The sequence below is a fragment of the Brevundimonas aurantiaca genome (assembly GCF_014199955.1).
In the GTDB taxonomy this organism is placed as follows: domain Bacteria; phylum Pseudomonadota; class Alphaproteobacteria; order Caulobacterales; family Caulobacteraceae; genus Brevundimonas; species Brevundimonas aurantiaca.
On the sequence record NZ_JACHOQ010000001.1, the window covers coordinates 415,827 to 440,568 of the forward strand.

Sequence of the window (24,742 nt, forward strand, 5' to 3'; positions counted from 1 at the left end):
CGGATTAGGAAACGCCGGATCGCGGCTCTACCGGCGGTTCGTCGCCTCGGCGTGTCGCGCCAGCAAGGCCTCGGCCTGGCCCAGGTGCAGACGTTCGACCATGGCGCCCCCCACCCGGATCGCGCCTCGCCCCTCGGCTTCCGGCGCGGCGAAGGCCGCCACCACCGCCTGCGCCGCCTGGACCTCAGCCTCGGACGGGGCGAAGGCGGCGTTGGCGGCGGCGATCTGGGACGGGTGGATCAGGCTCTTGCCGTCAAAGCCGTACAGCCGGCCCTGCGCCGCCTCGGCCGCCAGGCCGTCGACGTCCTCGATCCGGTTGAACACCCCGTCGATGGCCAGCAGTCCGTGCGCCCGCGCCGCGACCACCAGGGCCGCCAGCCAGGGCTTGAACGGTTCGCGATCCGGCGACGCGCCCGTCCCCAGGGCCTTGGCCAGGTCATTGACCCCCAGCATCAGCCCCTGAAGCCCCCCGCCCGCCGCCGCAATCTCATTCAGGGCGATCAGGCCGCGCGGCGTCTCGATCATGGCCCACAGGGCCGCATCCGGCGCGCGGGCCGACAGGGCGTAGACGGTCTCGACCGTCTCCACCTTGGGCGCGACGATCAGGCCGGCGCCCGCCTGAGCCAGAGCGTCCAAATCGTCCTCGCCCCAGTCGGTGTCCAGGGCGTTGATCCGCACGCCCAGACGGGGACGAAATCCGCCCGCCTTCACCGCCGCCACGGCGGCCACCCGCGCCTCAATCTTGGCCTCGGGCGCCACGGCGTCTTCCAGATCAAGGACGGCGACATCGCAGTCCAGGTTCCGGGCCTTTTCGATCGCCCGGGCGTTGGAGGCCGGCAGATAGAGGACGCTGCGAGCCAGTTCGCCCGACATCAGACCCGCCCGGTGACAGGAACCAGGGCGCCGGTCATGGCCCGGCTCTCGGGCGAGGCCAGGAACAGGATCACCGCCGCCAGATCGGCCGGGGCGACCCAGGCGGCCGGATCGGCGTCGGGCATGTCCTTGCGGTTGGCGGGCGTATCAATGATTGACGGCAACACCGCATTGACCGTTACGGACGTGGTTTTCAGCTCCTCCGCCAGGGCCTGGGTCAGGGCGTGGACGCCCAGCTTGGCGGCGCCGTAAGCCCCCATGCCCGCGCCCGGCTTCAGCGCCGCAGCCGAACCGACATTGACGATCCGCCCGTCCGACGCCGCCTTCAGATAGGGCAGAGCCGCGCGGCTGGCGTTCAGGGCGGTGGTCAGGTTCAGGGCCTGCATCCGGTCCCAGGCCGGCTGCGCCTCGTCCGTCGTCTGCCAGACGAAGCCGCCGGCGATATTGGCCAGGACGTCCAGCCGGCCGTAGCGGCTGATGACAGAGGCCACGGCTTCCTCGGCCTGGGCCGGGTCGGTCAGATCGACGCCGCCGACCTCCAGCACTCCGGCGGGAACCGGATGGCCTTCGGCGTGGTCGATGACGGCGACCGCCAGCCCCGCCGCCAGGGCGGCCTCCAGCACGGCCCGGCCCAGCACCCCGTGCCCGCCCGTGATCGCGATCACCCGTTTCATCTCGTCCTCCATCCCTTTGCCCCTCTCGTCTGTCGGCTCAGCCTGCGGCGAAGACCTTGGCCATCAGGCGTTCCAGCCCCGCCTGGTCCACGGCGTCGAAGGCCGCCGGGGTCGTCGCATCCACGTCAAAGACGGCGATCAGTTCGCCCGAGACGTCAAGCACAGGCACGACGATCTCGCTCGCCGAGCGGCTGTCGCAGGCGATATGGCCGGGGAAGGCGTGGACGTCTTCGACCAGCTGGGTCTGGCGCGTCGCCGCCGCCGTCCCGCACACCCCGCGCCCGAAGGCGATCCGCAGACAGCCCAGCGTCCCCTGATAGGGTCCGACCACCAGTTCGTCCGCCCCATCCGGCGTCTTGTCCGGCGCGACGACGTAGAAGCCGGTCCAGAAGAAGTGGTCGAAGGCGTCGGCCAGCATCGAGGCCACGGTCGCCATCCGCGCGGTCAGATTCGGCTCCCCGTCCAGCACCGCCAGGATCTCGGCCTCGACCTCGGCATAGCGGTCCGCCTTGTCGGCGGGGCGGTCGTCGCGGGGGACATAGGACATGGGCGCTCCTTCGATTCGCAGCCGATATAGGCGCCCCCGCCACCGGAAGCGAGCCTTCGTCCACAGGGTTCAATTTGTTAAATACCGGAAATCGCACAACAAGGTTCGGCGTAGCCAAATTTGCCGCTTGCTGTGGCGCCGCTTTGTCGCAAAACATTGTTAACCATGTTTGGCGGTCTGACCCGTCGGCGCCGGCGCGCCGTCCTGCGTCGCGTCGGCCAGTGGGATTGCGGGAGCGATAGGAAGGTATGGGCGAGTACGACAACGCCGGTCACGGTCCATCCCAGCTCCAGCGGCATCGCATGCCCCTGGCCGGCGGCGCCGTGGCGGTTCTGGTCCTGCTGATCGCCGTCCTGCTTCTGGCCAGCTGCGGCGACGGCGCCCCCGGCTTCTGGCGCCGAGGAGCCCAGAACGAGGCCGCCCTGTCCTGCCCCCGCCCGGCCTCGGTCACGGGGTCCGAGTTCAACGCCCAGGAAGCCAGTCTGCGCCACCTGCGCCGCGCCGCCTTCCGCGGCGACGTCTTCGCCCAGCTGGAGCTGGGCTCGCGCTACGCCGCCGTCCGCGCCACCGACAAGAATATCGAAGATCCGATCGAAAGCTCGGTCTGGTACGCCATGGCCCTGGCCAATGACGAGGGCTACGCCCCGATCAACGGGGTCGAACCCCAGGGCGGCGGCCTGTTCGGCGGCGGCCTGCGCCGTCTGTCGAAGTACGACGACTGCCGCGCCTTCGAACGCCACCGCGCCTATCAGGTTCTGGACCGCCAGCTGTCGCGGATGAGCCGCCAGGAGCAGGAGGCGGTGCGCGACCGGGTGATCTACATCCTGTCGACCCAGGACGCCGAGGGCTATCGCACCCTGGCCCGTCTCCACGACGGCCTCTATGGCCCGTTCGGCGAACCTGCCGACAATCGTGAGGCCCGCGAGGCGCTCGGCCGCAAACCCGAGGGCAAGAGCTTGGGCCAGCCCCGTTCGCGCGGCGGCTACTGGGCGGCGGTCAATCTGTTCCAGAGGAACGACGTCGACGCCTATCTCTACAACTATCTGGCGGTCCAGACCGGCGACGTCGGCGCCTATGTGCTGATGAAGGACTTCGAACGCTCCTCGCCCGGCCGCGCCCAATATGCGGGCTTCGTCGAGGCCAAGGCGCGTCAGTGGACCCCGCCGTTCGAATTCTATCCGTTGGAGGCCCCGGCCTCGGGCGTGCCCTTCTCGGACGAGAGCCGCCCGCGCGGCGACGCCTATGAATACGCCCTGTCGCGGCTTCAGGGCGAACTGCCCTTCGTCCATGTGGGCCGCGCCCTGCGCTATCTGGGCGTGACGCCCGAGGCCGTCACCGCCCCTGAGCAACTGTCCCGCCAGCAGATCGAGGCCTTCGAAGCCATGATCGGCCATGCGACCGAAAGCCGGCTGTCGCCGCTGGAGCGGGTCCGCGCCATCCAGCTGGCCGCCGTCAACGGCTCGTCCGAGGCCCAGCTGGTCCTGGCCGTCATGTACGCCGAAGGCATCGGCCTGCCCGCCGACTACGCCCGCTCGTTCAAATGGTTCGAGGAGGCGGCCCGCCAGGGCAGCCCCGAGGCCAAGTTCGCCATGTCCACCTATTTCGCCCTCGGCGTCGCCGGGGTGGCCGATCAGGACAAGGCCGAGGCCGTCGCCTACCGCATCGAATCCGCGCTGTCGGGCTTCGGCCCCTCGGCCTCGCGCTTGCAGGCCCTGTTGTCCCAGGTGTCCCGCGCCCAACAACAGCGCCGCTAAATGGGAGGGTCTGGTCGCATGAACATCCGCTCGCTCGCGAAAGTCTCGCTCCTGGCGGTTTTCGCCCTTTCCGCCCTGGGAGCTATGCCCGCCCCGGTCCAGGCCCAGGTCGCCGCCAAGGTCGAGGCCCAGACCCGGCCCAATTTCGGCGTCCTGCTGGACCCGCCGACCCGCGCCCGGCCCCGCGCCCATCGCCGCTACGACTATGGTCATTATCGCGGTCCCGACTGGCGCCCCCTGCCCCGTCCCCCGCATCAGGAAGAGGTCGTACTGGTCGACTGCGGCGGCAATCCCGGCTCGGGCGCGATCGAGAGCGCGGTCCAGCGGGTGCGTCCGGGCGGCACTCTCATCATCCGGGCCCGGGCCGGCGCCTGCGTCGGCTGGCTGAACATCGACAAGCCGATGACCATCATCGGCGACAGCGGCTTTGATCCGCGCCGCTGGGATGCGGCGACGCCCACCCTCCAGGCGCCCGACGGCCTGCCCTGTCTGACCGCCGCCCCCGGTGTCCGAGTCGAGGTCCGCGACCTGGTCTTCGCCTCGCCCCACGCCGGCGACGCCGCCTGCGTGATCGGCTATGGGGCTGAAATCGTCATGAGCCGGGTCGGCTTCCGCCACGCGGGCGACGAGGCGGCGATCTATGTCGACGGCGGGCTTCTGGACCTGCGCGACGCCCTGATCGACGCCCGCACCGTCTCGGCCGCCGTGGTCGCCGACGGCGCCGCCGTCACCCTGTACGAGACCGCCATCACCGGCGCCGTCTCGGGCGTGGACCTGACGCCGGGATCGACCGGCCCGTCCAGCCTGACCTCGGTCACCCTGATCGGCTCGGAACAACCGAACAATTTCGGCCCCCGCGCTATCGGCCTGATCGTCCGGGCCTCGCGCGACTACGGCCAGGTGGCCGTCAGCAACGCCAAGATCTGCGGCTATGTCGAAGGGGTGGCGGTGGAGGGCGCCTCGGTCTCGGTCTCCAACAGCCGGATCTGCAAGGGCGACAAGGGCGCGGTCCTCTATAACGGCGAGCTTCTGTTCGATCAGAACCGCGTCCGCGTGGATCAGGTCGGGGTCGCCGCCGCCTCGGGGCGGGCCGTGATCACCGGCAACAGTTTCGCCGGCGTTCGCGACGCCATCTATGGTGAGCCGCGCGCCAGCATCGAGGCCCGCGACAATCGGGTGTGGTCGCGCGACCTGTGTCGCCCCCGCTTCGAAAACCGCTATCGCGACCGTTATGCGCCGTCATGGGGCGGCGGCGACCGCGGCTATGACTGCCAATACAGCCCCTATCCCCGCGACTGGTGGGAGGCCGAAGACGGTCAGTACTATGACTACGGCTATCCCCTGAACGGCTATGATCGGTACCAGCAGGGCTACGGCTGGTATGATCGGGACGGCCGCTATGTGCCGGACAACCGCTACTTTGGCGATGATCGTTGGAGTCGCGGCGGGCGCGGCTGGTAATCGTCCCTGTACGGCGCAGTCCGCCGGTTCGGCGTGATCCGAAAAACCGAGGTTCGGAAACCGGTTTCAGGCTCACGCTTTGTTACAAACGCCATGGTCAAGCCGGTTTCGCCGCGCTAGAGCAGGCCGCATGTGCGAGCGGGTCAACCCGCCGAACCTTAAGACAAAGCTCAGGGGCTTAAGATGACTCAGTGGGTGTACGGCTTCGGCGGAGGCTCCGCCGACGGCGACGCGTCGATGAAGAACCTTCTCGGCGGCAAGGGGGCGAACCTGGCGGAAATGTCCGCCCTGGGCCTGCCCGTCCCGCCCGGCTTCACCATCACCACCGAGGTCTGCACCTACTATTACGCCCACGGCGAGACCTATCCGGCCGATCTGGAAGACCAGGTGAAGACGGCCCTGGCCAAGGTCGAGGGCGTGGTCGGCAAGACCTTCGGCGACGTGGACAACCCCCTGCTGGTCTCGGTGCGTTCGGGCGCGCGAGCCTCGATGCCCGGCATGATGGACACGGTGCTGAACCTGGGCCTGAACGACCAGACGGTCGAAGGCCTGGCGAAACTGTCGGGCGACAGGCGATTCGCCTTCGACAGCTACCGGCGCTTCATCACCATGTATTCCAACGTGGTCCTGGGCCTCAGCCACGACGATTTCGAAGAGGTGCTGGACGCCCACAAGGACCGGCTGGGCGTCAGCGTCGACACCGATCTGAAGGCCGAGGACTGGGAGCGGGTCGTCGAGGACTACAAGGCCGTGGTCGAGCGCGAGCTGGGCCACCCCTTCCCCCAGGATCCCAAGGACCAGCTGTGGGGCGCCGTCGGTGCCGTGTTCGAAAGCTGGATGAATGACCGGGCCAAATTCTATCGCCGCATGCACGACATCCCCGAAAGCTGGGGCACGGCCGTCAATGTCCAGTCGATGGTGTTCGGCAATATGGGCGAGACCTCGGCGACCGGCGTGGCCTTCACCCGTAATCCCTCGACCGGCGAGGCGCGGCTGTACGGCGAGTTCCTGATCAACGCCCAGGGCGAAGACGTGGTCGCGGGCATCCGCACGCCCCAGTCCCTGACCAGGATCGGCCGCGAGGAGATGGGCGAGACCGCCCCCTCGATGGAAGAGGCCATGCCCGAGGTGTTCGGCCAGTTCGTCGAGGTGGTCGGCAAGCTGGAGAGCCATTATCGCGACATGCAGGACATCGAGTTCACGGTCGAACAGGGCCGGCTCTGGATGCTGCAGACCCGCAACGGCAAGCGCACCGCCAAGTCGGCGCTGAAGGTGGCGGTCGATCTGGCGGCGGAAGGCGTGATCAGCCAGGAAGAAGCCGTCAGCCGGGTCGAGCCCTCGGCGCTCGATCAGCTGCTGCACCCGACCCTGGACCCGGAGGCGCCCCGCACCGTCATCGCCGCCGGCCTGCCCGCCTCGCCCGGCGCCGCGACCGGCAAGATCGTGTTCGACGCCGACGAGGCCGAGCGTCTGGCCGGCCTGGGCGAGGCCGTCATCCTGGTGCGCGAGGAGACCAGCCCGGAAGACATCCACGGCATGCATGCGGCGCGCGGCATCGTCACGGCGCGCGGCGGCATGACCAGCCACGCGGCCGTGGTGGCGCGCGGCATGGGCCGGGCCTGCGTCTCCGGCGCCGGCGAGATCCACATCGACGAGGCCAAGGGCGTCTTCAACGCCCGCGGCCGCACCTTCAAGACCGGCGACATCATCACCATCGACGGCTCCAAGGGCGAGGTGCTGGACGGCGCCGTGCCGATGATCGAGCCGGAACTGACCGGCGACTTCCAGACCCTGATGGGCTGGGCCGACCAGGTGCGCCGCCTGAAGGTGCGCGCCAACGCCGAGACCCCGCTGGACGCCAAGACCGCGCGCGGCTTCGGCGCCGAGGGCATCGGCCTGTGCCGGACCGAACACATGTTCTTCGACGACACCCGGATCGCCGCCGTGCGCGAAATGATCCTGGCCGACGACGAGGCCGGGCGCCGCACGGCCCTGGCCAAGATCGCGCCGTTCCAGAAGTCGGACTTCGTCGAACTGTTCGAGATCATGGCCGGCCTGCCGGTGACGGTGCGTCTGCTGGACCCGCCGCTGCACGAGTTCATTCCCCATACGGAAGAGGACATCGACGCCCTGGCCGCCTCTTCGGGCATCGACGCCGAGAAGCTGAAGCGCCGGGCCAAGGAGCTGCACGAGACCAACCCCATGCTGGGCCACCGCGGCTGCCGGCTGGGCGTGGCCTATCCCGAGATCTACGAGATGCAGGTCCGGGCCGTGCTGGAGGCGGCGCTGGAGGTGAAGAAGAGCTCGGGCCAGGCGCCGATCCCGGAGATCATGCACCCGCTGGTCGCCCTGGGTCTGGAGATGAAATATCTGCGCGAACTGACCGACCGCACGGCCAAGGCGGTGTTCGCCGAGGCCGGCGACAGCGTCGACTATCTGGTCGGCACCATGATCGAACTGCCCCGCGCCGCCATCCGCGCGGGCGATCTGGCCGAGCACGCCCAGTTCTTCAGCTTCGGCACCAATGACCTGACCCAGACCACCTTCGGCATCAGCCGCGACGATTCGGGGCGGTTCCTGCAGGCCTATCTGGACAAGGGCATCTTCGAGACGGACCCCTTCGTGCGTCTGGACCAGGACGGCGTCGGCGGCCTGATCGAGATCGCCACCGAACGAGGCCGTGCGGTTCGCCCCGAGGTCAAGCTGGGCATCTGCGGCGAGCACGGCGGGGATCCGTCGTCGATCGCCTTCTGCGAAAAGGCCGGCCTGGACTATGTCTCCTGCTCGCCCTACCGCGTGCCGATCGCCCGCCTGGCGGCGGCCCAGGCGGCTCTGAGCGGTGAGCGCGAAAAGGATCGGTAGTCGCCCCTCCTCCTCGGGGCGAGCCCCAGGATGACGGAATGAAATGGAATCAGAGGCGGCGCTGCGAGGCGCCGCCTCTTTTCATTGCGCGCCGCATTTCCGTCTTACTTAGCCGAACACAGTGTGTGTCTCTCCGTCCACAGACGACGATCCGTTCCAGCGGCGCCTGGAACAGAGAACGCCCTCACCTATTTAAGCACTCGCTGGATGGGGCTGATGATCCAACCGGTCATCACATCTAGGAGTTAATAAGAAACAATGCGCAACATTCTTCTCGCTGCTGTCGCCGTTTCCGCAATCGCCGCTCCGGCTTTTGCTCAAACCAATCCTGAACCGCGTGGTTACGGATCACTGGGCTATACTCATCTTGAAGGCGACAACGCCACCACCGGCGCCGTGACCGGCCGCCTGGGCGTCAATTTGAACCGCTACCTGGCGCTGGAGACCGAGGCTTCGGTCGGCGTCAAGGACGACGACTTCACCGTCGCCGGCGTGGACGGGACGACCAAGCACGAGTGGGACGCGGCGGGCTATGTGGTCGGCAAGGTGCCGGTTTCCGACAAGCTGGAGCTGTTCGCCCGCGGCGGTTACGGCCACACCGAGCTGAAGCAGGAGTTCCCCGGCGCCAATACCGACGTGGGCGGCGACAGCTGGAACTACGGCGCCGGCGCCAACTACTATCTGGACGGCGTGAACGGCCTGCGGGCCGACTGGACCCGTCGCGACTACCGTGACGACGCGGGCGAGGCGGACGCCTATTCGCTCAGCTACATCCGTCGCTTCTGATCCCGGCGATCAGGCGGATTGAAGAAGGCGCGCTCCGAAAGGGGCGCGCCTTTTGCTTTCAGGACTTCAGGCGAAATCGCGGGCCAGGGCCCAGCGCTGAGAGCCTTCGCCGAACGGACGCACAAACCAGTCGCGGTACTGTTCGAAGGCTTCGATGATCTTCTGACGCAGGGCCTGGGCGTCCACCGCCTCGCCGCGCTGGCGTCTTAGGGCCGCAACGCAGTCAACGACCAAATTCTGATGAGCCGAGCCGCCCATGCTCTTCAGCACGGCGGCGATATCCTGAGCCAGGCTTTCCAGCACTGTCTTCGGCGTCGTCTGAGCCATCTGGGAACTCCCCTGTTCTCGACAATCGAACGCCTCGCAAAATCCGCCGCCGGATTCAAGCGTGGCCTCAGAAATTATCGTCGCAGATCGGGATTAACCTGCCGTAACGCCGGTCGAAACTTTTGGTTTCGTCACCCTAGCCACGCTTGCGCACGAACACGGTCCCGGCCGAGTACCCTGCGCCGAAGCTGCAGATCAGACCGGTCTCACCGGGGACGAAGCCGTCATTGTGCAGGTGGAAGGCGATGATCGAGCCGGCCGAGGAGGTGTTGGCGTAGTCGTCCAGGATGATGACGTTCTCTTCCGACGACGGTTCGCGACCCAGCACCTTCTTGCCGATCAGCTGGTTCATGTTGATGTTGGCCTGGTGCAGCCACAGCCGCTTCAGTTCTTGCGGATCCAGGCCCAGTTCGCCGGCATGATCGACGATCATGTCCGAGACCATCGGCACCACGTCCTTGAACACCTTGCGGCCCTGCTGGATGAACAGCTTGTCGTTCTGGACGCTGTCGTCGGCGACCGGCGAATCCAGATGGTCGGTGTCGCGCGCGTTGCGGTTCAGGAAGCCGAAATTGTTGCGGATATTGTTCGAGAAGACGGTCTTCAGCCGCGTGCCCAGCACGTCCCAGCCGCCGGGTCCGGCGGTGTCCGAGGATTCCACGATCACGGCGGTCGCCACATCGCCGAAGATGAAATGGCTGTCGCGGTCGGTGAAGTTCAGGTGGGCGGAGCAGATCTCCGGATTGACCATCAGCACCGCCTTGACCGAGCCGCCGGCGATGAAGTCGGCCGCCGTCTTGATGCCGAAGGTGGCCGAGGAGCAGGCCACGTTCATGTCGAAGGCGAAGCCCTCGATCCCCAGGGCCTGCTGCACCTCGATGGCCATGGCCGGATAGGGGCGTTGCATGTTGGAGGCGGCGCAGAGCACCGCGCCGATCTCGCTGACCGGCTTGCCCCAGGCCTCGATCGCCTGGCGCGCGGCCTTGACCGCCATCTCGGCCAGGATCGACAGCTCCTCATTGCTGCGTTCGGGCAGGTTGGGCGCCATGCGGGCGGGGTCGATCACCCCGGCCTTGTCCATCACGAACCGCTGCTTGATGCCCGAGGCCTTTTCGATGAACTCGGGCGAGGAATGGGGCTTGGCCTCCAGTTCCCCCGCCTCGATCCGATCTGCGTGACGGGCGTTCCAGCCGTCGGCCCAGGCGTTGTAGCTGTCGACCAGTTCGGCGTTGGAGACCGATTGTTCGGGGGTGAAGAGGCCGGTTGCGGCGATGACGGCGTGTTGCACGGGTAGACAGTTTCCTTTGCGAACGCCTTCAATAGGACGGCGGCGGCCTGCGGTCGAGACTGGCGATGATCCCGGCGGCCCAGCGTTGCACCTGGCCGCGCGGCGCCGGGGGCGGCGGCAGATCGCGGGCCGCGATCAGGGCCTGGACCAGATCCTCGGCCTCGCAGGGCCAGCCCGTCGGCGTGACATAGATCGGATAGTGGATCAGGGCGGCCAGGATCAGATGATCGACCGTGGCGCGCCGGGTGCGGCGCTCGAAGCCCAGCCGGTCGTCGGTCAGGCCCCAGCCGGCGTAGAAGGGCCGGCCATAGACTGACACCGCCCGACCCCGCATCAGGGCCTCGAATCCGGTCAGGGAGGTCAGGGTCGCGACCCGGCGGCAGGCGTTCAGGCAGTCGATGATGTCCAGCCCGTCCGCAACCGCATCGACCGAGGCCAGGGCCGAGGCGTCCAGCCGTCCGGGCCGGTTCCCCGCCAGAACGTCGGGGTGGTTGCGATAGACCAGAAAGGCGTCCGGGTGATCGGCCCGCGCCGCCTCGACCAGGGCGGAGTTGGTGTTCAGGTCCGGTTCGCAGCCCAGCAGGATCGACTTGTCGTTCTCCACCTGGCCGACGACCAGCAGCACTTCGCGATCGCCACTCCTGTCTTTGGGCCAGTCCGCCGGCGCCTGCCCCTTCAGATTATATTTCGACAGGCCGGCCTCGACGATGCGGGTCCGAAGCGCAGCGGCGCGAGCCAGCTGCTCCGGCGTGGCGTCCGTCGTCTGGATCAGGGTCTCCAGCCGCGACGGGCGCGAGGGGTCGTAATAGACGCCCTGATCGTCCAGGGCGACCGACAGGGCGCCGACGAAATCGGACCCCAGGCCGCGTGAACGGATGAAGCCGTCCTCCATGCGAACGGCCGGGCCGTCAAAGGTTGCGGCGGCCCGGCGCACGGCCTCGCTCTCCTTGCCCGCCCACCAGATCAGCCGACCATTGGTCGCGGCGGCATGGGCGGCGGCCCGCGACGGCGACATGAAATAGCGCATCCGCGCCTTGGGCGAGTTCAGCAGGCGGCGCACCGGCGGGCGTTTGGCCGGGGCGAAGCCGACGGCGGACCAGTTTCCCGCCAGCCGGTCGGCCCGGTCGCGGAGCGCAATCAGCCGCTCCAGCGCCTGTTCGGCCTCGCACCGCTCGCCGGTGACGGGATCGACATAGCGGCTGTAGGCGATCAGGGCGGCGGCGGCGACCTGTTCCACCGAGCGCGCCACGCCGCGTCGGCCCGTGTCCACGGCGTCGGTCGTCAGGCCCCAGCCGGAATAGAAGGGCGCCCCGAAACAGCGGACCGGCAGGCCCCGCAACAGGGCTTCGAACCCCAACGCAGACGTGACGCAATAGACGGCGTCCACCGCCGCCAGCAGGTCGGCCGGCCGCACGTCGGCGTCCACCAGGGTGACGCCGGACAGGTCAGTGACGCAGCCCCGCTTCCGACCCGCCGCCACCGCCGGATGGCGTTTGACGATCAGCTGGGCCTCAGGCTCGTCGCGCCGGGCGGCGGCGACCATGGCGTCGAAACTGTCTTGCGTCGCCAGGCCGTAGCCGATGGAGGCGTCGCCGAAGGTCTGGTCCACGATCAGGACGCGGCGGCCGGGCCGCAGCAGGCCGGGGTCCAGCGGCCCGCCCATGTTGGTCTTGGACACGCCCGAAGCGACGATCCGGTCGATCAGGGCGCGGGCGCGGGCGGTGGTGGCGGCGTCGCACCAGGTGTCGGCGGTCTGGATCAGGTGTTCGAGCCGGCTGGGCCGGGTGGCGTCGTAATAGACGCCCAGATCATCGACGATCAGGCTGAGACTGGCCGCCCCCGCCTCCCCTATGCCGACCGAGCGAAGGAAGCCGTCTTCCAGCGCGACATAGGGGCGGTTGTTCGCTTCCGCCCAGCGGCGACCGGCGGCGGCGGTCGGCTTCAGGCCCCAGCCCAGCACGGCCTGGACCTGATCGCCCGGCAGGCGGCGCAGGTCGTAGTCGTTCAGGAAGACATCGAGGAAGGGGACCTTCAGCACGCCGGGCGCGCAGACCCAGGCGGGGGTTTTGGCGGCGATGTCCGAGGCTGGGGTCAAGGCGGGTCCGACGGCGTGAGCGCGAGGTTTAGGGCGGTTGGGGGCGGCGGGCTAGACCTCGTCTGCGTCAGGCCCCCTCCACCACCGCGCAAGAGGCGCGGCGGTCCCCCTCCCCCAAGGGGGGAGGAATGCGCGGTGATGACGGAAATCCTCCCCCTCTGGGGGAGGTGGCGGCGAAGCCGACGGAGGGGGCCCGGCTCAGCCCGCGATCTGGCCGAAGTCCGCCACCTGGCCCATGACGTCGCGCACCTGGCCCAGCAGTTTCAGGCGGTTGTCGCGCTCTTCGGGAACCTCGGAGTTGACCATCACCGCCTCGAAGAAGGCGTCGACCGGCGCGCGCAGGGCCGCCAGGGCGGTCATGGCGGCGGCGAAGTCCTCGCTCTCCAGCGCGGTCTCGACGGCGGTGCGGGCGGCGTTGACGGCGAAGGCCAGGGTGGTCTCGGCCTCGGGCTGGTTCGGCAGGCCGGTCTGGACCATGCCGGTCGGAACCGGTCCCTTCTTCTCCTCGGCGCGCAGGATGTTGGAGGCCCGCTTGTAGCCGGCCAGCAGATTGGCCCCGTCGTCGGTGGCGAGGAAGGCGGCCAGGGCTTCGACCCGGCGCACGATGCGGACAAGGTCGTCGTCGCCCAGGGCGAAGACGGCGGCGACGAGGTCGTGGCGCTGGCCCTGATCGCGGAGGAGGACGGTCAGGCGGTCGGCGAAGAAGGCAAGTATACCCGTCGGAGCGCCGAATTTACTTGCGACAGCCACGCCAAACAGGACGCCGCCCAAAGACAACCGCACCCCATTCTCCAGCACCAGACGGATCACGCCCAGCGCCGCTCTCCGCAGCGCGAACGGGTCCTTCGAGCCCGTGGGCTTTTCGTCGATGGCGAAGAAGCCCACCAGGGTGTCCAGCTTGTCGGCCAGGGCGACGGCGACCGTGACGGGCGCGGTCGGGACGGTGTCGGCGGGGCCTTGCGGCTTGTAGTGGTCGCGGACGGCGTCGGCGACGGCGTCGGGATAGCCGGCGAGGCGGGCGTAATAGCCGCCCATGATCCCCTGCAGTTCGGGGAATTCGCCGACCATGCCGCTGGCCAGATCGGCCTTGCACAGGCGGGCGGCGGTCTCGGCCTGATCCGCATCGGCGCCGACCAGGGGGGCGATCTCGCGGGCGAGCGCTGCGATGCGCTCGACCCGCTCGGCCAGTGTGCCCAGTTTGGCGTGGAAGGTGACGCCCTTCAGCTTTTCGTTCCAGGCGTCGAAGCCGACCTTCTGGTCTTCATCCCAGAAGAAGCGGGCGTCGTTCAGGCGGGCGGACAGGACGCGGCTGTTGCCGGCGGCCAGGGCCTTGCCGCCGTCGGTGGCCTCGACATTGGCGACGACCAGGAAGTTGGGGGCCAGTTGGGGCGCGCCCCCCTCCCCCGCTTCGCGGGTGCTCCCCCCAGAGGGGGGAGAGCTGCGGACGGCGAAATATTTCTGGTGCACCTTCATCGACAGGCGCACGACCTCGGGCGGCAGGGCCAGGAACTGCGGGTCCATGTCGCCCAGGATCGGGGTCGGCCATTCGGCCAGGCCCGCCACCTCGTCCAGCAGGCCGTCGTCGTCGACCAGCACCAGGCCGCGCGCGGCGCAGGCGGCCTTGGCCTCTTCCAGAATGCGCAGCTTGCGGTCCGCCACATCCAGCAGGACGAACTCCCGCTCCAGCTGGGTGCGGTAGTCGACGAAGTCGCTGGCCTTCAGAAGTTGGCCCGAGCCGAGGAAACGGTGGCCCTCGGTGATGGCGTCGGATTGAATCCCGTCGATCTCGAACGGGACCACCTTGCCGTCGAACAGGCACAGGATGCGTTTGATCGGACGGACCCAGCGCAGGCTTCCCGAGCCCCAGCGCATCGACTTGGGCCAGGGGAAGGCGCGGATGACCTGATCCACCGTCTCGGCGATCAGATCGGTCGTGGCCCGGCCCTTGGACGACAGGACGGCGTAGAGGACGCCGTCGCGCTCGGTCAGTTGATCGCGGGTCAGGCCGGTCTTGCGCAGGAAGCCCTCCAGCGCCTGTTCCGGCGCCGAAGCCTTGGGCCCCTTGATCTCCTCCTCGCGGTCGGGCGTGGCGGCGGGCAGGCCGTCGATCACCAGGGTCAGGCGGCGCGGGCCGGCATAGGTGGTCAGGGCGTCCCAGGTCAGGCCGGCGGCCTTCAGCCGGTCGGAGACCATGCGGTCGAGATCCCGCGCGGCGCCCTGCTGCATGCGGGCGGGGATTTCTTCGGAGAAGATTTCGAGGAGGAGTTGGGGCATTAGTTCACAGATTCAATCGGGTTCGCCGCCAGAGTCTTCTTCACTTCAGCCGCAGTTTTGGGATCAAGAAGCGACAACATCGCTCGGGTCGTGAAATGACCGCAGTAGCCAGCGTCGGCGGGATAGGCCCAATCGATGATTTCAGCTTGGGTGAATGTCACACGATCTCGCGCGTGGCGTCCGGGGAGATTTACAGGCTCGTTCGCAAGGCTGGCTTCGTATTGATCGCCGATCACTGCGATCCAATCGACCCACACGTATTCGTAGCCGTCATCTGGCGTCGGTAAAGCCAGTTTTAGTAGAAAATCGTACTTGTTGGACGCGAGATCAAAGCGGCTCCAGAACAGCGGCAGAGTCTCCAGCGCCTCAGCTGTCGCGAGGATCATCCGGTCGCGAATTTCGGATGTGTCGATCGGCGTGTCCGCCTTATTGCGCTTTAAAAACGACCAGAAGCTCACGCTTCCCCCCGTTCCCGCTCTACATAGGCCGTCGCGCAGGCTTTGCAGAGTTCGCGGATGCGGCCGATGTAGCTCTGGCGCTCGGCGACGGCGATGGCGCCGCGGGCGTCCATCAGGTTGAACAGGTGGCTGGCCTTCAGCACCTGGTCGTAGGCCGGCAGGACCAGGGGCTGGCCCTGGGGTCCGGTCAGGGCCAGAAGGCGCGAGACCTCAGCCACCATATCCTCGAACCGGCGTTTCAGCCCGTCGACGTCATAGCCGTGGAAGTTGGCTTCCGACTGCTGGCGTTCGTTCTCCAGGAAGACCTCGCCATAGGTCAGGCCCTCCTTGGTGAACTTGAGGTCATAGACGTTGTCCACGCCCTGGACATACATGGCCAGACGCTCCAGCCCGTAGGTCAGTTCGCCCGAGACCACATCGACCTCTATGCCGCCGACGCCCTGGAAATAGGTGAACTGGGTCACTTCCATGCCGTCGCACCAGACCTCCCAGCCCAGGCCCCAGGCGCCGACGGTCGGGTTCTCCCAGTCATCCTCGACGAAGCGGATATCGTGCAGTTTCGGATCAATCCCGATCGCCGCCAGCGAGCCGAGATAGAGCTCCTGAAGATTGTCCGGGTTCGGCTTCAGAATGACCTGGTATTGATAATAGTGCTGGAGACGGTTCGGGTTCTCGCCATAGCGACCGTCGCCGGGGCGGCGGCTGGGCTGGACATAGGCGGCCTTCCACGGCTTTGAGCCGAGCGCGCGCAGGACGGTGGCGGGGTGCAGGGTGCCGGCCCCGACCTCGATGTCATAGGGCTGGAGGATGGCGCAGCCCTGCTCGCCCCAATAGCGGTGCAGGGTCAGGATCAGGTCCTGGAAGGCGAGCGGCTCGGTCGAGGTGGTCAAATCGGGCTCGGGAGGGGCTAAAAAAAGACGGCGGACCATAGGGCCCGGCGCCGCGCGCTTCAACACGCGCGGGGGATTTATGGCTCAGGCGGCGGCGAGGCGGGTCGGGGCGACCCAGGCGACCGGATGGGCGGCCGACAGGGCGGCGGCGGCGGCGGCCGCGTCCTCGCCGGACCGGCACAGGCCGAAGACGGTGGCGCCCGAGCCGGACATGCGCGCCAGGGCCACGCCGGGGGCCGCCGCCACCGCTGAAACCGCATCGGCTATGGCGGGCGTCAGGGCCTCGGCGGGCGGCTGAAGATCGTTGCGAAGACCCGCCAGCCAGTCGATCACGACCGCCGGGCTCCAGTCGGCGGGCGGCGCGGGCCAGGCAAGGGCGTGGGCAGCGGCGCGCGGCGGACCGGCGTCATAGGCCCTGTAGACGGCGCCGGTGGGCGAAGGGACGCCCGGATTGAACAGGACGGCGTGGAGCGGCGGCAGGCGCGGCTCGTCGGTCAGGACCTCGCCCCGCCCCTCGGCCCAGGCGGTGCGCATCCGCAGGCACATGGGGCCGTCGGCGCCGATGACGCCGGCCACGGCCTCCAGCGCCGCATCGTCTATGTCCAGCGCCAGGGCCTGACGCGCCAGTTTCAGGGCGGCGCCGGCGTCGGACGAGCCCCCGCCCAGGCCGGCGGCGATGGGCAGGCGCTTGTCCAGCGTTACCTTCAGCGGCGGTTCGCCTGCGCCGGTCGCCTGGCCCAGGGCGCGAAGCGCGCGCAGGATCAGATTGTCGGGCTCGGCCGCCAGACCCGCGCCGAACGGGCCGCTCACGCTCAGCGACAGGCGGTCGGCGGGCTCGACCGTCACCCGATCCCCGACCTCGCCGAAGGCGACCAGACTGGACAGGGGATGATAGCCGTCGGCGTCCACCGGGCCGACGTGCAGGAACAGATTGATCTTGGCCGGGGCCAGGGCCGTGAGTGGTGGCATGGAGTAGGTCTTAGCGACTTGGGGGCTGGGTCGGAACGGGGAATACGGCGCCCCTCTCCCTTCCCGGTCGTCATCCTAGGGCTTGTCCCCAGGATCCAGACTCCCGGTGTTCGAGCGGACGCACGTCTGCGGACACACCGGGAGTCTGGATCCTCGCCACAAGGGCGAGGATGACGGGCGTGGGTGTGGCAGCGCGGGGGCTGAGCGTGCGGTGGCGCGCCCCCTATTGCGGCACGCCGGTCGCGGGGCCGGCGCCGTCGAGGCCGTTGGCGATCTTGCGTTCGACCTCGGCCTTGCGTTCGGGCTCCGGGTCAAGGCTCAGGACGCGGTTCCACAGCCAGACCGCCTCCCGCCGACGCCCCACCTTCCAGTAGGCGTCGCCCAGGTGATCGGTGATCTCGGGATTGGCGGGCTCCTTGTCGGCCGCCTCCTCCAGGGTGACGACGGCGGTGTCGTAATAGCCCTGTTTGAACTGGGCCCAGCCCAGGGAGTCCTGGATATTGCCGTTCTCGGGCTCGGCGGCGTGGGCCTGGGCCAACAGGCCGGCGCCCTGATCTACGCGCAGACCCTTGTCCACCCACAGATAGCCGAGATAGTTCAGCACGTCGGCGTTGTTCGGGTCCGCCTGATGCGCGGCCCACAGTTCGGCCTCGGCCTCGGGGATGCGGTCCAATGATTCCAGCGCCGCGCCGCGCAGGAAATGGATGTTGGCGCCCTGGTCCGCCGTATTCAGCAGCGGGCCGTTCAGAAGGGCCAGGGCCGCCTCGAACTGTTGCGCCTGGATCAGCTGGCCCGCCAGGACCAGGGCGATGCGCGGATCGTCAGGCTGGGCGGCGGCGGCGGCGCGCAGTTCGGTCAGGGCGGCCTCGGACTGGCCGTCCTCCTCCAGATTGATCGCCAGCTGGGCGCGGGCGCTGGCGTAGAGGACCGGGTCCTCCGGCCCGACGCGCGACAGGGCGGTGCGGGCGGCGGACTTCAGCCCCACCCGGTCCAGCACCTGGGCCAGCTGAATCTGGGTCGCCGCATCCTCGTGCAGGTTCAGGGCGAGCCGCAGATAGACCACCGCAAACTCATTACCCCGTTCGGCCACGGCCTGGGCGGCGGCCGTGGTCAGGGCCTGGGCCGCGCCCTGGCGGAAGTCCGGAACGGGCGGAGGCGGATCTCCGGCCTGAAGCCGCGCCAGGGCGCGGGCGGTCGCCAGATCGGTCTGTCCCTGCATCGCCGCCTGATAGACGGCCAGGGCCTGGTCCCGCTTGCCGCGCCGCTCCAGAAACTCGCCATAGGGCCGGTGGAACAGGGCGCCCAGGGTCGGCAGATCGGACAGCGCCTTCAGCTCGGCCTCCGCCTCGGCGTATTTGCGGCGCTTTTCCAAGAGAAGGGCGCGGTTCTGGCGCGCAAAGGCCAGGGTGACGGGATCGCCCAGGGCCGGTGGCGCGGCCAGGGCGCGGGTCCAGTCGCCGGCCGCCCCCGCGATCCAGGGCGCGACCATCAGCCCGGCGCGGGCGTGCGGGGCGGCGATGGGTCGGGCGGCCAATGCGGCGTCGGCGGCGCGGGCGTCGCCGTGCACGAAGGTCTGGACGGCCGCGAGCAGCCGCCCCCCCTCGGTGAAGGCCGGCGAGGCGTCGGCGGTCGGCGCCAGGCGCGCCGCCACGTCCAGATCGCCGCTGAGCAGGGCCGAGGTGAAGGCCTGTTCGCGCAGGCGCGGCTGTTCCGGCGTCAGGGCCTGGGCCTGGGCCAGAAGATCGGCGCCCCGTTCGCCCTCCCCCGTCATCAGGGCCAGTTTGCCGGCGAGATACAGCCCATAGGCGCTGCGGCCCTGGGCGTCGGTCGGGATCGGCGACCAGACCTCGGGGATGGGTGGTTCGGCCGGTTCGTCATCGCCCGCGACGTCGGTCGCCGGATCGCCTCCGGGCGTCATTTCCTGGGGCGCGCCGTCCTCGGGTTCGTCTTCGGCGGGCGCGGCGTCAGGCGTCTGACCCGGCTCGAGGATTATGGCGGGCGGATGGTCCTGGGACGGATTGACGGACGGCGACGCCGGTCTTGTCTCCTGCGCGACGGCCCCCTGGGCCATGGCCAGGGCGAGGACGGTCAGGGAGGCGGCGAACAGGCGCGAACGGGAGGCGATCATGCGCCGACCCTTCACGCTTTCCACCGCCCCCGCAAGAGCCCCGTCACATGTTCGGATAGTTCGGGCCGCCGCCGCCCTCGGGCGTGGTCCAGACGATGTTCTGCGACGGATCCTTGATGTCGCAGGTTTTGCAGTGGACGCAGTTCTGGGCGTTGATGACGAAACGGGGGTCGGTCTTGGCGACCTCGTCCGCATAGACGACCTCGTACACGCCCGCTGGGCAGTAGAGCCGGGCCGGTTCGCCGTATTTGGGCAGGTTGACCTGGATCGGCTTGGACGGGTCCAGCAGTTTCAGGTGGGCCGGCTGGTCCTCGGCGTGGTTGGTGTTCGAAATGAAGACCGACGACAGCTTGTCGAAGGACAGTTTGCCGTCCGGCTTGGGATAGGCGATCGGCTTGTGCTTGGCGGCGGGCTCGGTCGAGGCCGCGTCGGTCTTGCCGTGTTGCAGGGTCGGGATAGGGGACCAGCCGCCCAGCAGGGTGCGGCACCACATGTCGAACATGCCCAGCGCCCCGCCCAGGGTGGTGCCGAACTTGGACAGCAGAGGCTTGGCGTTTCGGACGACCGACAGCTCCTTATAGACCCAGCTCTTCTTGAAGGCGGCCTCATACTCGACCAGTTCGTCGCCGCCGCGTCCGGCCTGAACCGCGTCATAGGCGGCGTCGGCGGCCAGCATGCCGGTCTTCATGGCGTTATGGCTGCCCTTGATCCGGGGCACGTTCACAAAGCCGGCCGAGCAGCCGATCAGGACGCCGCCGGGGAAGCTAAGCTTCGGAATCGACTGCAGGCCGCCCTCGGTGATGGCCCGTGCGCCGTAGGAGATGCGCGTGCCGCCTTCCAGGTGCGAGGCGATGGACGGGTGATGCTTGAACCGCTGGAACTCGTCGAACGGCGACAGATGCGGGTTCTTGTAGTTCAGGTGAACGACATAGCCGATCGCCACATAGCGGTCGCCGAAGTGGTACAGGAAGCTGCCGCCGCCGGTGTGCTCGTCCAGCGGCCAGCCGGTGGTGTGCTGGGCCAGGCCGGGCTGGTGCTTATCCGCCGGCACCTGCCACAGCTCCTTCAGGCCGATGCCGTATTTCTGAGGCGACCTGCCGTCCTGGAGCTTGTGGCGGGCGATGATGGTCTTGGCCAGGGAGCCGCGCACGCCCTCGGCGATGAAGACATATTTGCCGTGCAGTTCGATGCCCGGCTGGAAGTCGCCGGTCGGCTTGCCCTCGCGGTCGATGCCGAAGACGCCGGCGACGACGCCCTTCACTCGACCCGTCTCTTCTTCCCAGACGACGTGGCTGGCGGCCATGCCGGGATAGACCTCGACGCCCAGGGCCTCGGCCTGTTCGCCCAGCCAGCGCGCCACATTGCCCAGGGAGGCGATGTAGCAGCCGTCATTGTGCATGAAGGGGGGCATCAGCCCCATCGGCAGGGCGGCCGACCCTTGCGGACCCAGCAGCAGGAAACGGTCCTGGGTGACCGGCGTCTCCAGCGGGGCGCCGCGCTCCTTCCAGTCGGGGAAGAGTTCGTTCAGCGCCTTGGGGTCGATGACCGCGCCCGACAGGATGTGGCCGCCGACCTCGGCACCCTTTTCCAGCACGGCGACGCTGATGTCCTTGCCGTCTTTTTCCGCCCTCTGTTTCAGACGGATGGCCGCCGACAGGCCGGCGGGGCCGCCGCCGACGATGACGACGTCATACTCCATGACCTCCCGCTCGACGCCCTGAAGAGCCTCCAGCGGCGGCAGATTGTCGATGATGGCTTCCTGGCGGGCGTTTTCCGCGCCGCCCTCGATGGCTTCTTCGGCCATGTCTTCCCCTGAAATCCTGCTTGTTCGTGTGGTTATGCCGCTTATCGGAAGGTGACGCGAGGGCGGTCAAGGCTTATCGGTGTGCTGAGACATGAACGCGCAACCTCACGAGATCGCTGCAATCGAAAGCCTGCTCGCCTTCTGGCGGGATGCGGGGGTGGACGCCTGCTACGGCGAGGCGCCGGTCGATCACACCCATCTGGCCCCGCCCCCCGCCCTGAAGGCGGTGCAGAAGGCCACGGCCTCGGTGGCCGCGCCCCTGGTCGGACCCGGCGCAGTCGATGCGATCGCCCAGGCACGACATTTGGCGGCGGGGGCCGCCACGCTCCAGGATCTGGCTGCGGCGGTGGCGGCGTTCGAAGGCTGTCCCCTGCGCGCCATGGGGGCGACCCAGTCGGTCTTCGGCCGTGGCGACCCGAACGCGCCGGTGCTGATCATCGGCGAAGGCCCCGGCGCCGAAGAGGACCGGATGGGCCAGCCCTTCGTCGGCAAGGCGGGCAAGCTGCTGGATCGAATGCTGGCGGCGGCCGGACTGACCGGCAAGGTCTTCATCACCAACACCGTCTTCTGGCGCCCGCCGGGCAACCGCACCCCGACCCCGCAGGAACAGGCGGTATGCGCCCCCTTCGTCGAACGCGCCTTTGCTCTGCTCCAGCCCAAGGCGGTGTTGCTGCTGGGGGCGGCCTCGGCCAAATCGGTGCTTCAGACCGACGAGGGCATCATGAAAATCCGGGGCCAGTGGCGGGAATGGCGTCTGAACGAGGGCGCCGTGTCCGCGCCGGTCGTGCCGACCCTGCACCCCGCCTTCCTGCTGCGCCAACCCCAGGCCAAGCGGCTGGTCTGGGGCGATCTGTTGGCGCTTTCGGCTCGGCTGGACGGCGCAGGTTGAGGTTACCGCCGCTTTAAGGCATGCTGATCGTTTGACGACCAACGCCACACGATCCCCGCCTGACGAGAACGGGCAGGGCGACGCCAACGGGGCCGCCGCGTATGTTGATGTTCCGCCGGGCGCTGATCGCCCCGACTCTGGTGCTTTCGCTCGCCTTCGCCGGCGCGGTGCAGGCCGAGGCGCCTGCAGAGGGAATGGCTGACGTCAGTTCCGGTTCCGTCCGCCCCACGGCCCTGAGTTCATCTGATCGCCTGTCCTACACCACCGCCTTCGACGCCCTGCGGCGCGGCGACATCGAGGCGGCCCGCCTGTCGGCGCGTCAGGCTCAGGACCGCGTCCTGCTGGGTCAGGTCGAGTTCGAAAGCCTGTTCCACCCCGACCATGTCGCCACCTATGAAGAGCTGACGGCCTGGCTTGAATCCTATTCAGACCTGCCCTGCGCGGACCGGGTCTACGCCCTGGCCATGCGGCGTCGGCCCGACGGGGCGCCGGAACCGGTCAAGCCAGGGGGGCTTCTGGGGCGGACCTGGAACAGCGTCGTCGCCGCCGTCTCGGGGGGACCGGCCGTCGATCCGATGAAGGCGGCGCGCGTCGCATACAACAACGACGACCTGACCGGCGCCTCGGCCGTCGGCCGCGAGATCGGCGACTGGTGGACGGTCGGCCTGGCCGAATGGCGGCTGGGTCAGTTCCATCAGGCCTTCGCCGCCTTCGAGCGCGTCGCCAACGATCCGACCGAAGACCCGTGGGTCCGCGCCGGCGCCGCCTATTGGACCGCCCGGGCCGCCTCCCAGTCCGGCCGCCAGGACCGGGTCAACGACTATCTGCGTCTGGCGGGACAGTGGCCGGCGACCTTCTACGGCCAGATCGCCCTGCGTCAGCTGGGCGAAGAACCGGCGATCGAAAACCTGGGCCCCCGCCCCTATGAGGCCCAACCCCGGCTGCAGCGCGCCGTCTATGTGCCCCAGGACGGCCGCGTCGGGGCCGATGAGCTGAACGCCTTCGTCCAGAGCGACGCCCGCGCCCGGCGCACCGTCGCCTATTACGAGGTCGGCCGTCGCACCGAGGGCGAGAATGAGCTGCGCGCCGGGCTTCGCACGGCGGTGGGCGACGCCGCGCGGATGTGGATGGCCCTGGCGCGGGTGATGATGCCCAGCAGCGGCGGCGACGTCGCTCGGATCGACGCGACCCGCTTCCCCATGCCGGTGCTGGAGCCGGAGGGCGGCTTCGTCATCGAAAAGGCCCTGGTCTACGCCCTGGCGCGCAAGGAGACCGACTTCAACCCCGACGCCCGGTCCGGCGCCGGCGCCTATGGGCTGATGCAGGTCATGCCGACGACGGCGGCCGAGATGACGGGCGACCCCACCTTCGTCTCAGACCCGACCAAGCTTCTGGTCCCGGCGACCAATATGCGGCTGGGTCAGGCCTATGTCAGCCGGATGCTGAACCTGCCGGCCTTCCAGGGCGATCTGTTGCGCGCGGTGGCGTCCTACAACGCCGGGCCTGGCCCGATGCTGGCGGCCCTGAGAAAACTGGGGCCGGACGCCGATCCCCTGCTGCTGATCGAGACGATCGACGTGCCCCAGGCCCGCGAATATGTGGAAAAGGTCGTCGCCGCCTATTGGATCTATCAGCGTCTGTTCGGCGGCCCGCTGAAGACCCTGGATGCGGTCGCTTCGGGCGCCCGGCTCGTGCCTCTGGCCCTGGACTATACGCCGCCGACGGAACAGCCCCTGATGGTGGCCCAGGCCAGCCCGATCGCCGGCGCCCAATAGGTTTTCAGAACACCGCCGCCAGCAGAAGAGCCCAGAAGGCCGCTCCCACCAGGGCCGCCAGGCCGTAGCCGGCTAGCGGACTGAGACCTTCGGACGAGGGCTTGATCTGAACGGCGGCCTTGGTCGGCGCGGGGGTGTGAAGCGGCATCTCGTCCTCCGGGTGGAACGGGCGGTCCCACGCCGGATCAAGATAACGTCGTCATCTTAACGGCCCGTCTGCGGCCAAGGTTGCGAAACGCTTAAGCCAGGGCCTCAGTCTCCCACTGCCGGAAATCCGGTTGGGCCAGGAGGGCGGCGACATAGGTTGCGGCTGCGCCGTCGTCGCCATGGGCGCCGAGGTCGATCTGGAAGTGTCGGATGCGCGCCGCGACCGGGGTGAAGAAGGCGTCGGCGATCGACCAGTCGCCGAACAGCCAGGGCCCCGTCTGCCCGAACCGGCTTCGCATCTGGCGAAACAGATCGACCAGCCGGGCCAGATCGCGATCCAGCGCCGGGTCCGACGGGGTCTCGGACCGGGCCTCGCCGACGATGGGCCGGTCCGGCCCCGCGCCGCAGAAGGTGCGCAGGGCCGAAAAACCGGAATGCATCTCCGCCGTCGCCGATCGGGCCAGGGCGCGGGCCATCGGGTCCGCAGGCCACAGCCGCGCCTCGGGATAGGTCTCGGCCGCCCATTCCGCGATCGCCAGCGTATCCCAGATGAGCGTATCGCCGTGCCTCAGCACCGGGACGAAGCCGGACGGCGAGACCTGACGCAGCGCCGCCTTCTGGGCCTGGGTCTCATAGCGGACGTCCACGGTGGTGAAGTCAGCGCCCGTGCGCTTCATCACCAGCCACCCCCGCAGGGACCAGGTCGAATAGGTCCGGGGGCCGATGATCAGTTCCATATTG

Annotated in this window: 20 protein-coding genes; 6 read left to right on the forward strand and 14 right to left on the reverse strand. The window is 68.7% G+C overall.

Features of this window, described 5'->3' with window-relative positions; translation table 11 throughout:
* Positions 1-27: 27 nt before the first annotated feature.
* From GGQ93_RS02075 to msrC, 3 genes are read right to left on the reverse strand one after another with little or no spacing between them, the layout of a single operon-like run.
* Positions 28-873 (reverse strand): HpcH/HpaI aldolase/citrate lyase family protein, encoded by an 846-nt coding sequence (locus GGQ93_RS02075; protein ID WP_183214962.1) that lies wholly within the window; start codon positions 871-873, stop codon positions 28-30.
* The gene (locus GGQ93_RS02080) at positions 873-1,547 is read right to left on the reverse strand and encodes an SDR family NAD(P)-dependent oxidoreductase (RefSeq protein WP_224764275.1); all 675 of its coding nucleotides are present in this window, start codon (positions 1,545-1,547) and stop codon (positions 873-875) included. The genes GGQ93_RS02075 and GGQ93_RS02080 overlap by 1 nt, the downstream gene beginning before the upstream one ends.
* A 37-nt stretch (positions 1,548-1,584) precedes the next feature.
* Positions 1,585-2,094, reverse strand: coding sequence for a free L-methionine (R)-S-oxide reductase MsrC (gene msrC, locus GGQ93_RS02085; RefSeq protein WP_183214964.1), 510 nt, complete (start codon positions 2,092-2,094; stop codon positions 1,585-1,587).
* A gap of 248 nt (positions 2,095-2,342) precedes the next feature.
* Here msrC and GGQ93_RS02090 point away from each other — a divergent pair, with 248 nt between their 5' ends.
* The 4 genes from GGQ93_RS02090 (at position 2,343) to GGQ93_RS02105 (ending at position 8,957) form a co-directional block, all read left to right on the forward strand.
* Positions 2,343-3,848: a tetratricopeptide repeat protein gene (locus tag GGQ93_RS02090; RefSeq protein ID WP_183214965.1), complete on the forward strand. Its 1,506-nt coding sequence runs from the start codon at positions 2,343-2,345 to the stop codon at positions 3,846-3,848.
* 18 nt (positions 3,849-3,866) lie between these two features.
* Complete coding sequence (locus GGQ93_RS02095; RefSeq protein WP_183214966.1) at positions 3,867-5,309, forward strand: right-handed parallel beta-helix repeat-containing protein; 1,443 nt, start codon at positions 3,867-3,869, stop codon at positions 5,307-5,309.
* Between the two features lie 183 nt (positions 5,310-5,492).
* Positions 5,493-8,171, forward strand: coding sequence for a pyruvate, phosphate dikinase (gene ppdK, locus GGQ93_RS02100; protein ID WP_183214967.1), 2,679 nt, complete (start codon positions 5,493-5,495; stop codon positions 8,169-8,171).
* A 258-nt stretch (positions 8,172-8,429) separates the two neighbouring features.
* The gene (locus tag GGQ93_RS02105) at positions 8,430-8,957 is read left to right on the forward strand and encodes a porin family protein (protein ID WP_054766462.1); all 528 of its coding nucleotides are present in this window, start codon (positions 8,430-8,432) and stop codon (positions 8,955-8,957) included.
* Positions 8,958-9,023: 66 nt separating this feature from the next.
* Here GGQ93_RS02105 and GGQ93_RS02110 read toward each other — a convergent pair whose 3' ends face one another.
* From GGQ93_RS02110 to GGQ93_RS02150, 9 genes are all read right to left on the reverse strand, one after another.
* Complete coding sequence (locus GGQ93_RS02110) at positions 9,024-9,284, reverse strand: hypothetical protein (RefSeq protein WP_182713300.1); 261 nt, start codon at positions 9,282-9,284, stop codon at positions 9,024-9,026.
* Between the two features lie 136 nt (positions 9,285-9,420).
* The gene (locus GGQ93_RS02115; RefSeq protein WP_183214968.1) at positions 9,421-10,572 is read right to left on the reverse strand and encodes a beta-ketoacyl-ACP synthase III; all 1,152 of its coding nucleotides are present in this window, start codon (positions 10,570-10,572) and stop codon (positions 9,421-9,423) included.
* A gap of 28 nt (positions 10,573-10,600) precedes the next feature.
* Positions 10,601-12,667, reverse strand: coding sequence for a capsule polysaccharide biogenesis protein (locus GGQ93_RS02120; RefSeq protein WP_221233495.1), 2,067 nt, complete (start codon positions 12,665-12,667; stop codon positions 10,601-10,603).
* A 198-nt stretch (positions 12,668-12,865) separates the two neighbouring features.
* On the reverse strand, positions 12,866-14,941 hold the full coding sequence (glyS, locus tag GGQ93_RS02125) for a glycine--tRNA ligase subunit beta (RefSeq protein WP_183214969.1): 2,076 nt from the start codon (positions 14,939-14,941) through the stop codon (positions 12,866-12,868).
* Positions 14,941-15,399, reverse strand: a complete 459-nt coding sequence (locus GGQ93_RS02130) for a DUF2314 domain-containing protein (protein ID WP_183214970.1) — start codon at positions 15,397-15,399, stop codon at positions 14,941-14,943. Before GGQ93_RS02130 ends, glyS begins: the two co-directional genes overlap by 1 nt.
* Entirely contained in the window at positions 15,396-16,289 is an 894-nt protein-coding gene (locus GGQ93_RS02135) for a glycine--tRNA ligase subunit alpha (protein WP_224764277.1), read from the reverse strand. Before GGQ93_RS02135 ends, GGQ93_RS02130 begins: the two co-directional genes overlap by 4 nt.
* Before the next feature lie 84 nt (positions 16,290-16,373).
* Positions 16,374-17,258, reverse strand: coding sequence for a 4-(cytidine 5'-diphospho)-2-C-methyl-D-erythritol kinase (locus tag GGQ93_RS02140; RefSeq protein WP_183214972.1), 885 nt, complete (start codon positions 17,256-17,258; stop codon positions 16,374-16,376).
* A gap of 223 nt (positions 17,259-17,481) precedes the next feature.
* Complete coding sequence (locus GGQ93_RS02145; RefSeq protein ID WP_183214973.1) at positions 17,482-19,386, reverse strand: tetratricopeptide repeat protein; 1,905 nt, start codon at positions 19,384-19,386, stop codon at positions 17,482-17,484.
* 43 nt (positions 19,387-19,429) lie between these two features.
* The gene (locus GGQ93_RS02150) at positions 19,430-21,085 is read right to left on the reverse strand and encodes an electron transfer flavoprotein-ubiquinone oxidoreductase (RefSeq protein ID WP_183215235.1); all 1,656 of its coding nucleotides are present in this window, start codon (positions 21,083-21,085) and stop codon (positions 19,430-19,432) included.
* A gap of 196 nt (positions 21,086-21,281) precedes the next feature.
* Here GGQ93_RS02150 and GGQ93_RS02155 point away from each other — a divergent pair, with 196 nt between their 5' ends.
* A complete protein-coding gene (locus GGQ93_RS02155) occupies positions 21,282-22,079 on the forward strand; it encodes a uracil-DNA glycosylase (RefSeq protein WP_183214974.1) in 798 nt (265 codons plus the stop codon).
* A gap of 101 nt (positions 22,080-22,180) precedes the next feature.
* A complete protein-coding gene (locus GGQ93_RS02160; RefSeq protein WP_183214975.1) occupies positions 22,181-23,854 on the forward strand; it encodes a lytic transglycosylase domain-containing protein in 1,674 nt (557 codons plus the stop codon).
* A 4-nt stretch (positions 23,855-23,858) separates the two neighbouring features.
* On the opposite strand, the gene GGQ93_RS02165 is transcribed toward GGQ93_RS02160, so the two are convergent.
* Both GGQ93_RS02165 and GGQ93_RS02170 read right to left on the reverse strand, forming a co-directional pair.
* On the reverse strand, positions 23,859-24,002 hold the full coding sequence (locus GGQ93_RS02165) for a hypothetical protein (protein WP_152950831.1): 144 nt from the start codon (positions 24,000-24,002) through the stop codon (positions 23,859-23,861).
* Between the two features lie 91 nt (positions 24,003-24,093).
* Positions 24,094-24,738, reverse strand: coding sequence for a glutathione S-transferase (locus GGQ93_RS02170; RefSeq protein WP_183214976.1), 645 nt, complete (start codon positions 24,736-24,738; stop codon positions 24,094-24,096).
* Positions 24,739-24,742 lie beyond the last annotated feature (4 nt).

Bases quoted from the DNA above. Each gene is read 5' to 3' on its own strand.
- GGQ93_RS02075 (WP_183214962.1), bottom strand. From the start codon at position 873: ATGTCGGGCGAACTGGCTCGCAGCGTCCTCTATCTGCCGGCCTCCAAC.
- GGQ93_RS02080 (WP_224764275.1), bottom strand. From the start codon at position 1,547: ATGAAACGGGTGATCGCGATCACGGGCGGGCACGGGGTGCTGGGCCGG.
- msrC (WP_183214964.1), bottom strand. From the start codon at position 2,094: ATGTCCTATGTCCCCCGCGACGACCGCCCCGCCGACAAGGCGGACCGC.
- GGQ93_RS02090 (WP_183214965.1), top strand. From the start codon at position 2,343: ATGGGCGAGTACGACAACGCCGGTCACGGTCCATCCCAGCTCCAGCGG.
- GGQ93_RS02095 (WP_183214966.1), top strand. From the start codon at position 3,867: ATGAACATCCGCTCGCTCGCGAAAGTCTCGCTCCTGGCGGTTTTCGCC.
- ppdK (WP_183214967.1), top strand. From the start codon at position 5,493: ATGACTCAGTGGGTGTACGGCTTCGGCGGAGGCTCCGCCGACGGCGAC.
- GGQ93_RS02105 (WP_054766462.1), top strand. From the start codon at position 8,430: ATGCGCAACATTCTTCTCGCTGCTGTCGCCGTTTCCGCAATCGCCGCT.
- GGQ93_RS02110 (WP_182713300.1), bottom strand. From the start codon at position 9,284: ATGGCTCAGACGACGCCGAAGACAGTGCTGGAAAGCCTGGCTCAGGAT.
- glyS (WP_183214969.1), bottom strand. From the start codon at position 14,941: ATGCCCCAACTCCTCCTCGAAATCTTCTCCGAAGAAATCCCCGCCCGC.
- GGQ93_RS02140 (WP_183214972.1), bottom strand. From the start codon at position 17,258: ATGCCACCACTCACGGCCCTGGCCCCGGCCAAGATCAATCTGTTCCTG.
- GGQ93_RS02145 (WP_183214973.1), bottom strand. From the start codon at position 19,386: ATGATCGCCTCCCGTTCGCGCCTGTTCGCCGCCTCCCTGACCGTCCTC.
- GGQ93_RS02150 (WP_183215235.1), bottom strand. From the start codon at position 21,085: ATGGAGTATGACGTCGTCATCGTCGGCGGCGGCCCCGCCGGCCTGTCG.
- GGQ93_RS02155 (WP_183214974.1), top strand. From the start codon at position 21,282: ATGAACGCGCAACCTCACGAGATCGCTGCAATCGAAAGCCTGCTCGCC.
- GGQ93_RS02160 (WP_183214975.1), top strand. From the start codon at position 22,181: ATGTTGATGTTCCGCCGGGCGCTGATCGCCCCGACTCTGGTGCTTTCG.
- GGQ93_RS02165 (WP_152950831.1), bottom strand. From the start codon at position 24,002: ATGCCGCTTCACACCCCCGCGCCGACCAAGGCCGCCGTTCAGATCAAG.
- GGQ93_RS02170 (WP_183214976.1), bottom strand. From the start codon at position 24,738: ATGGAACTGATCATCGGCCCCCGGACCTATTCGACCTGGTCCCTGCGG.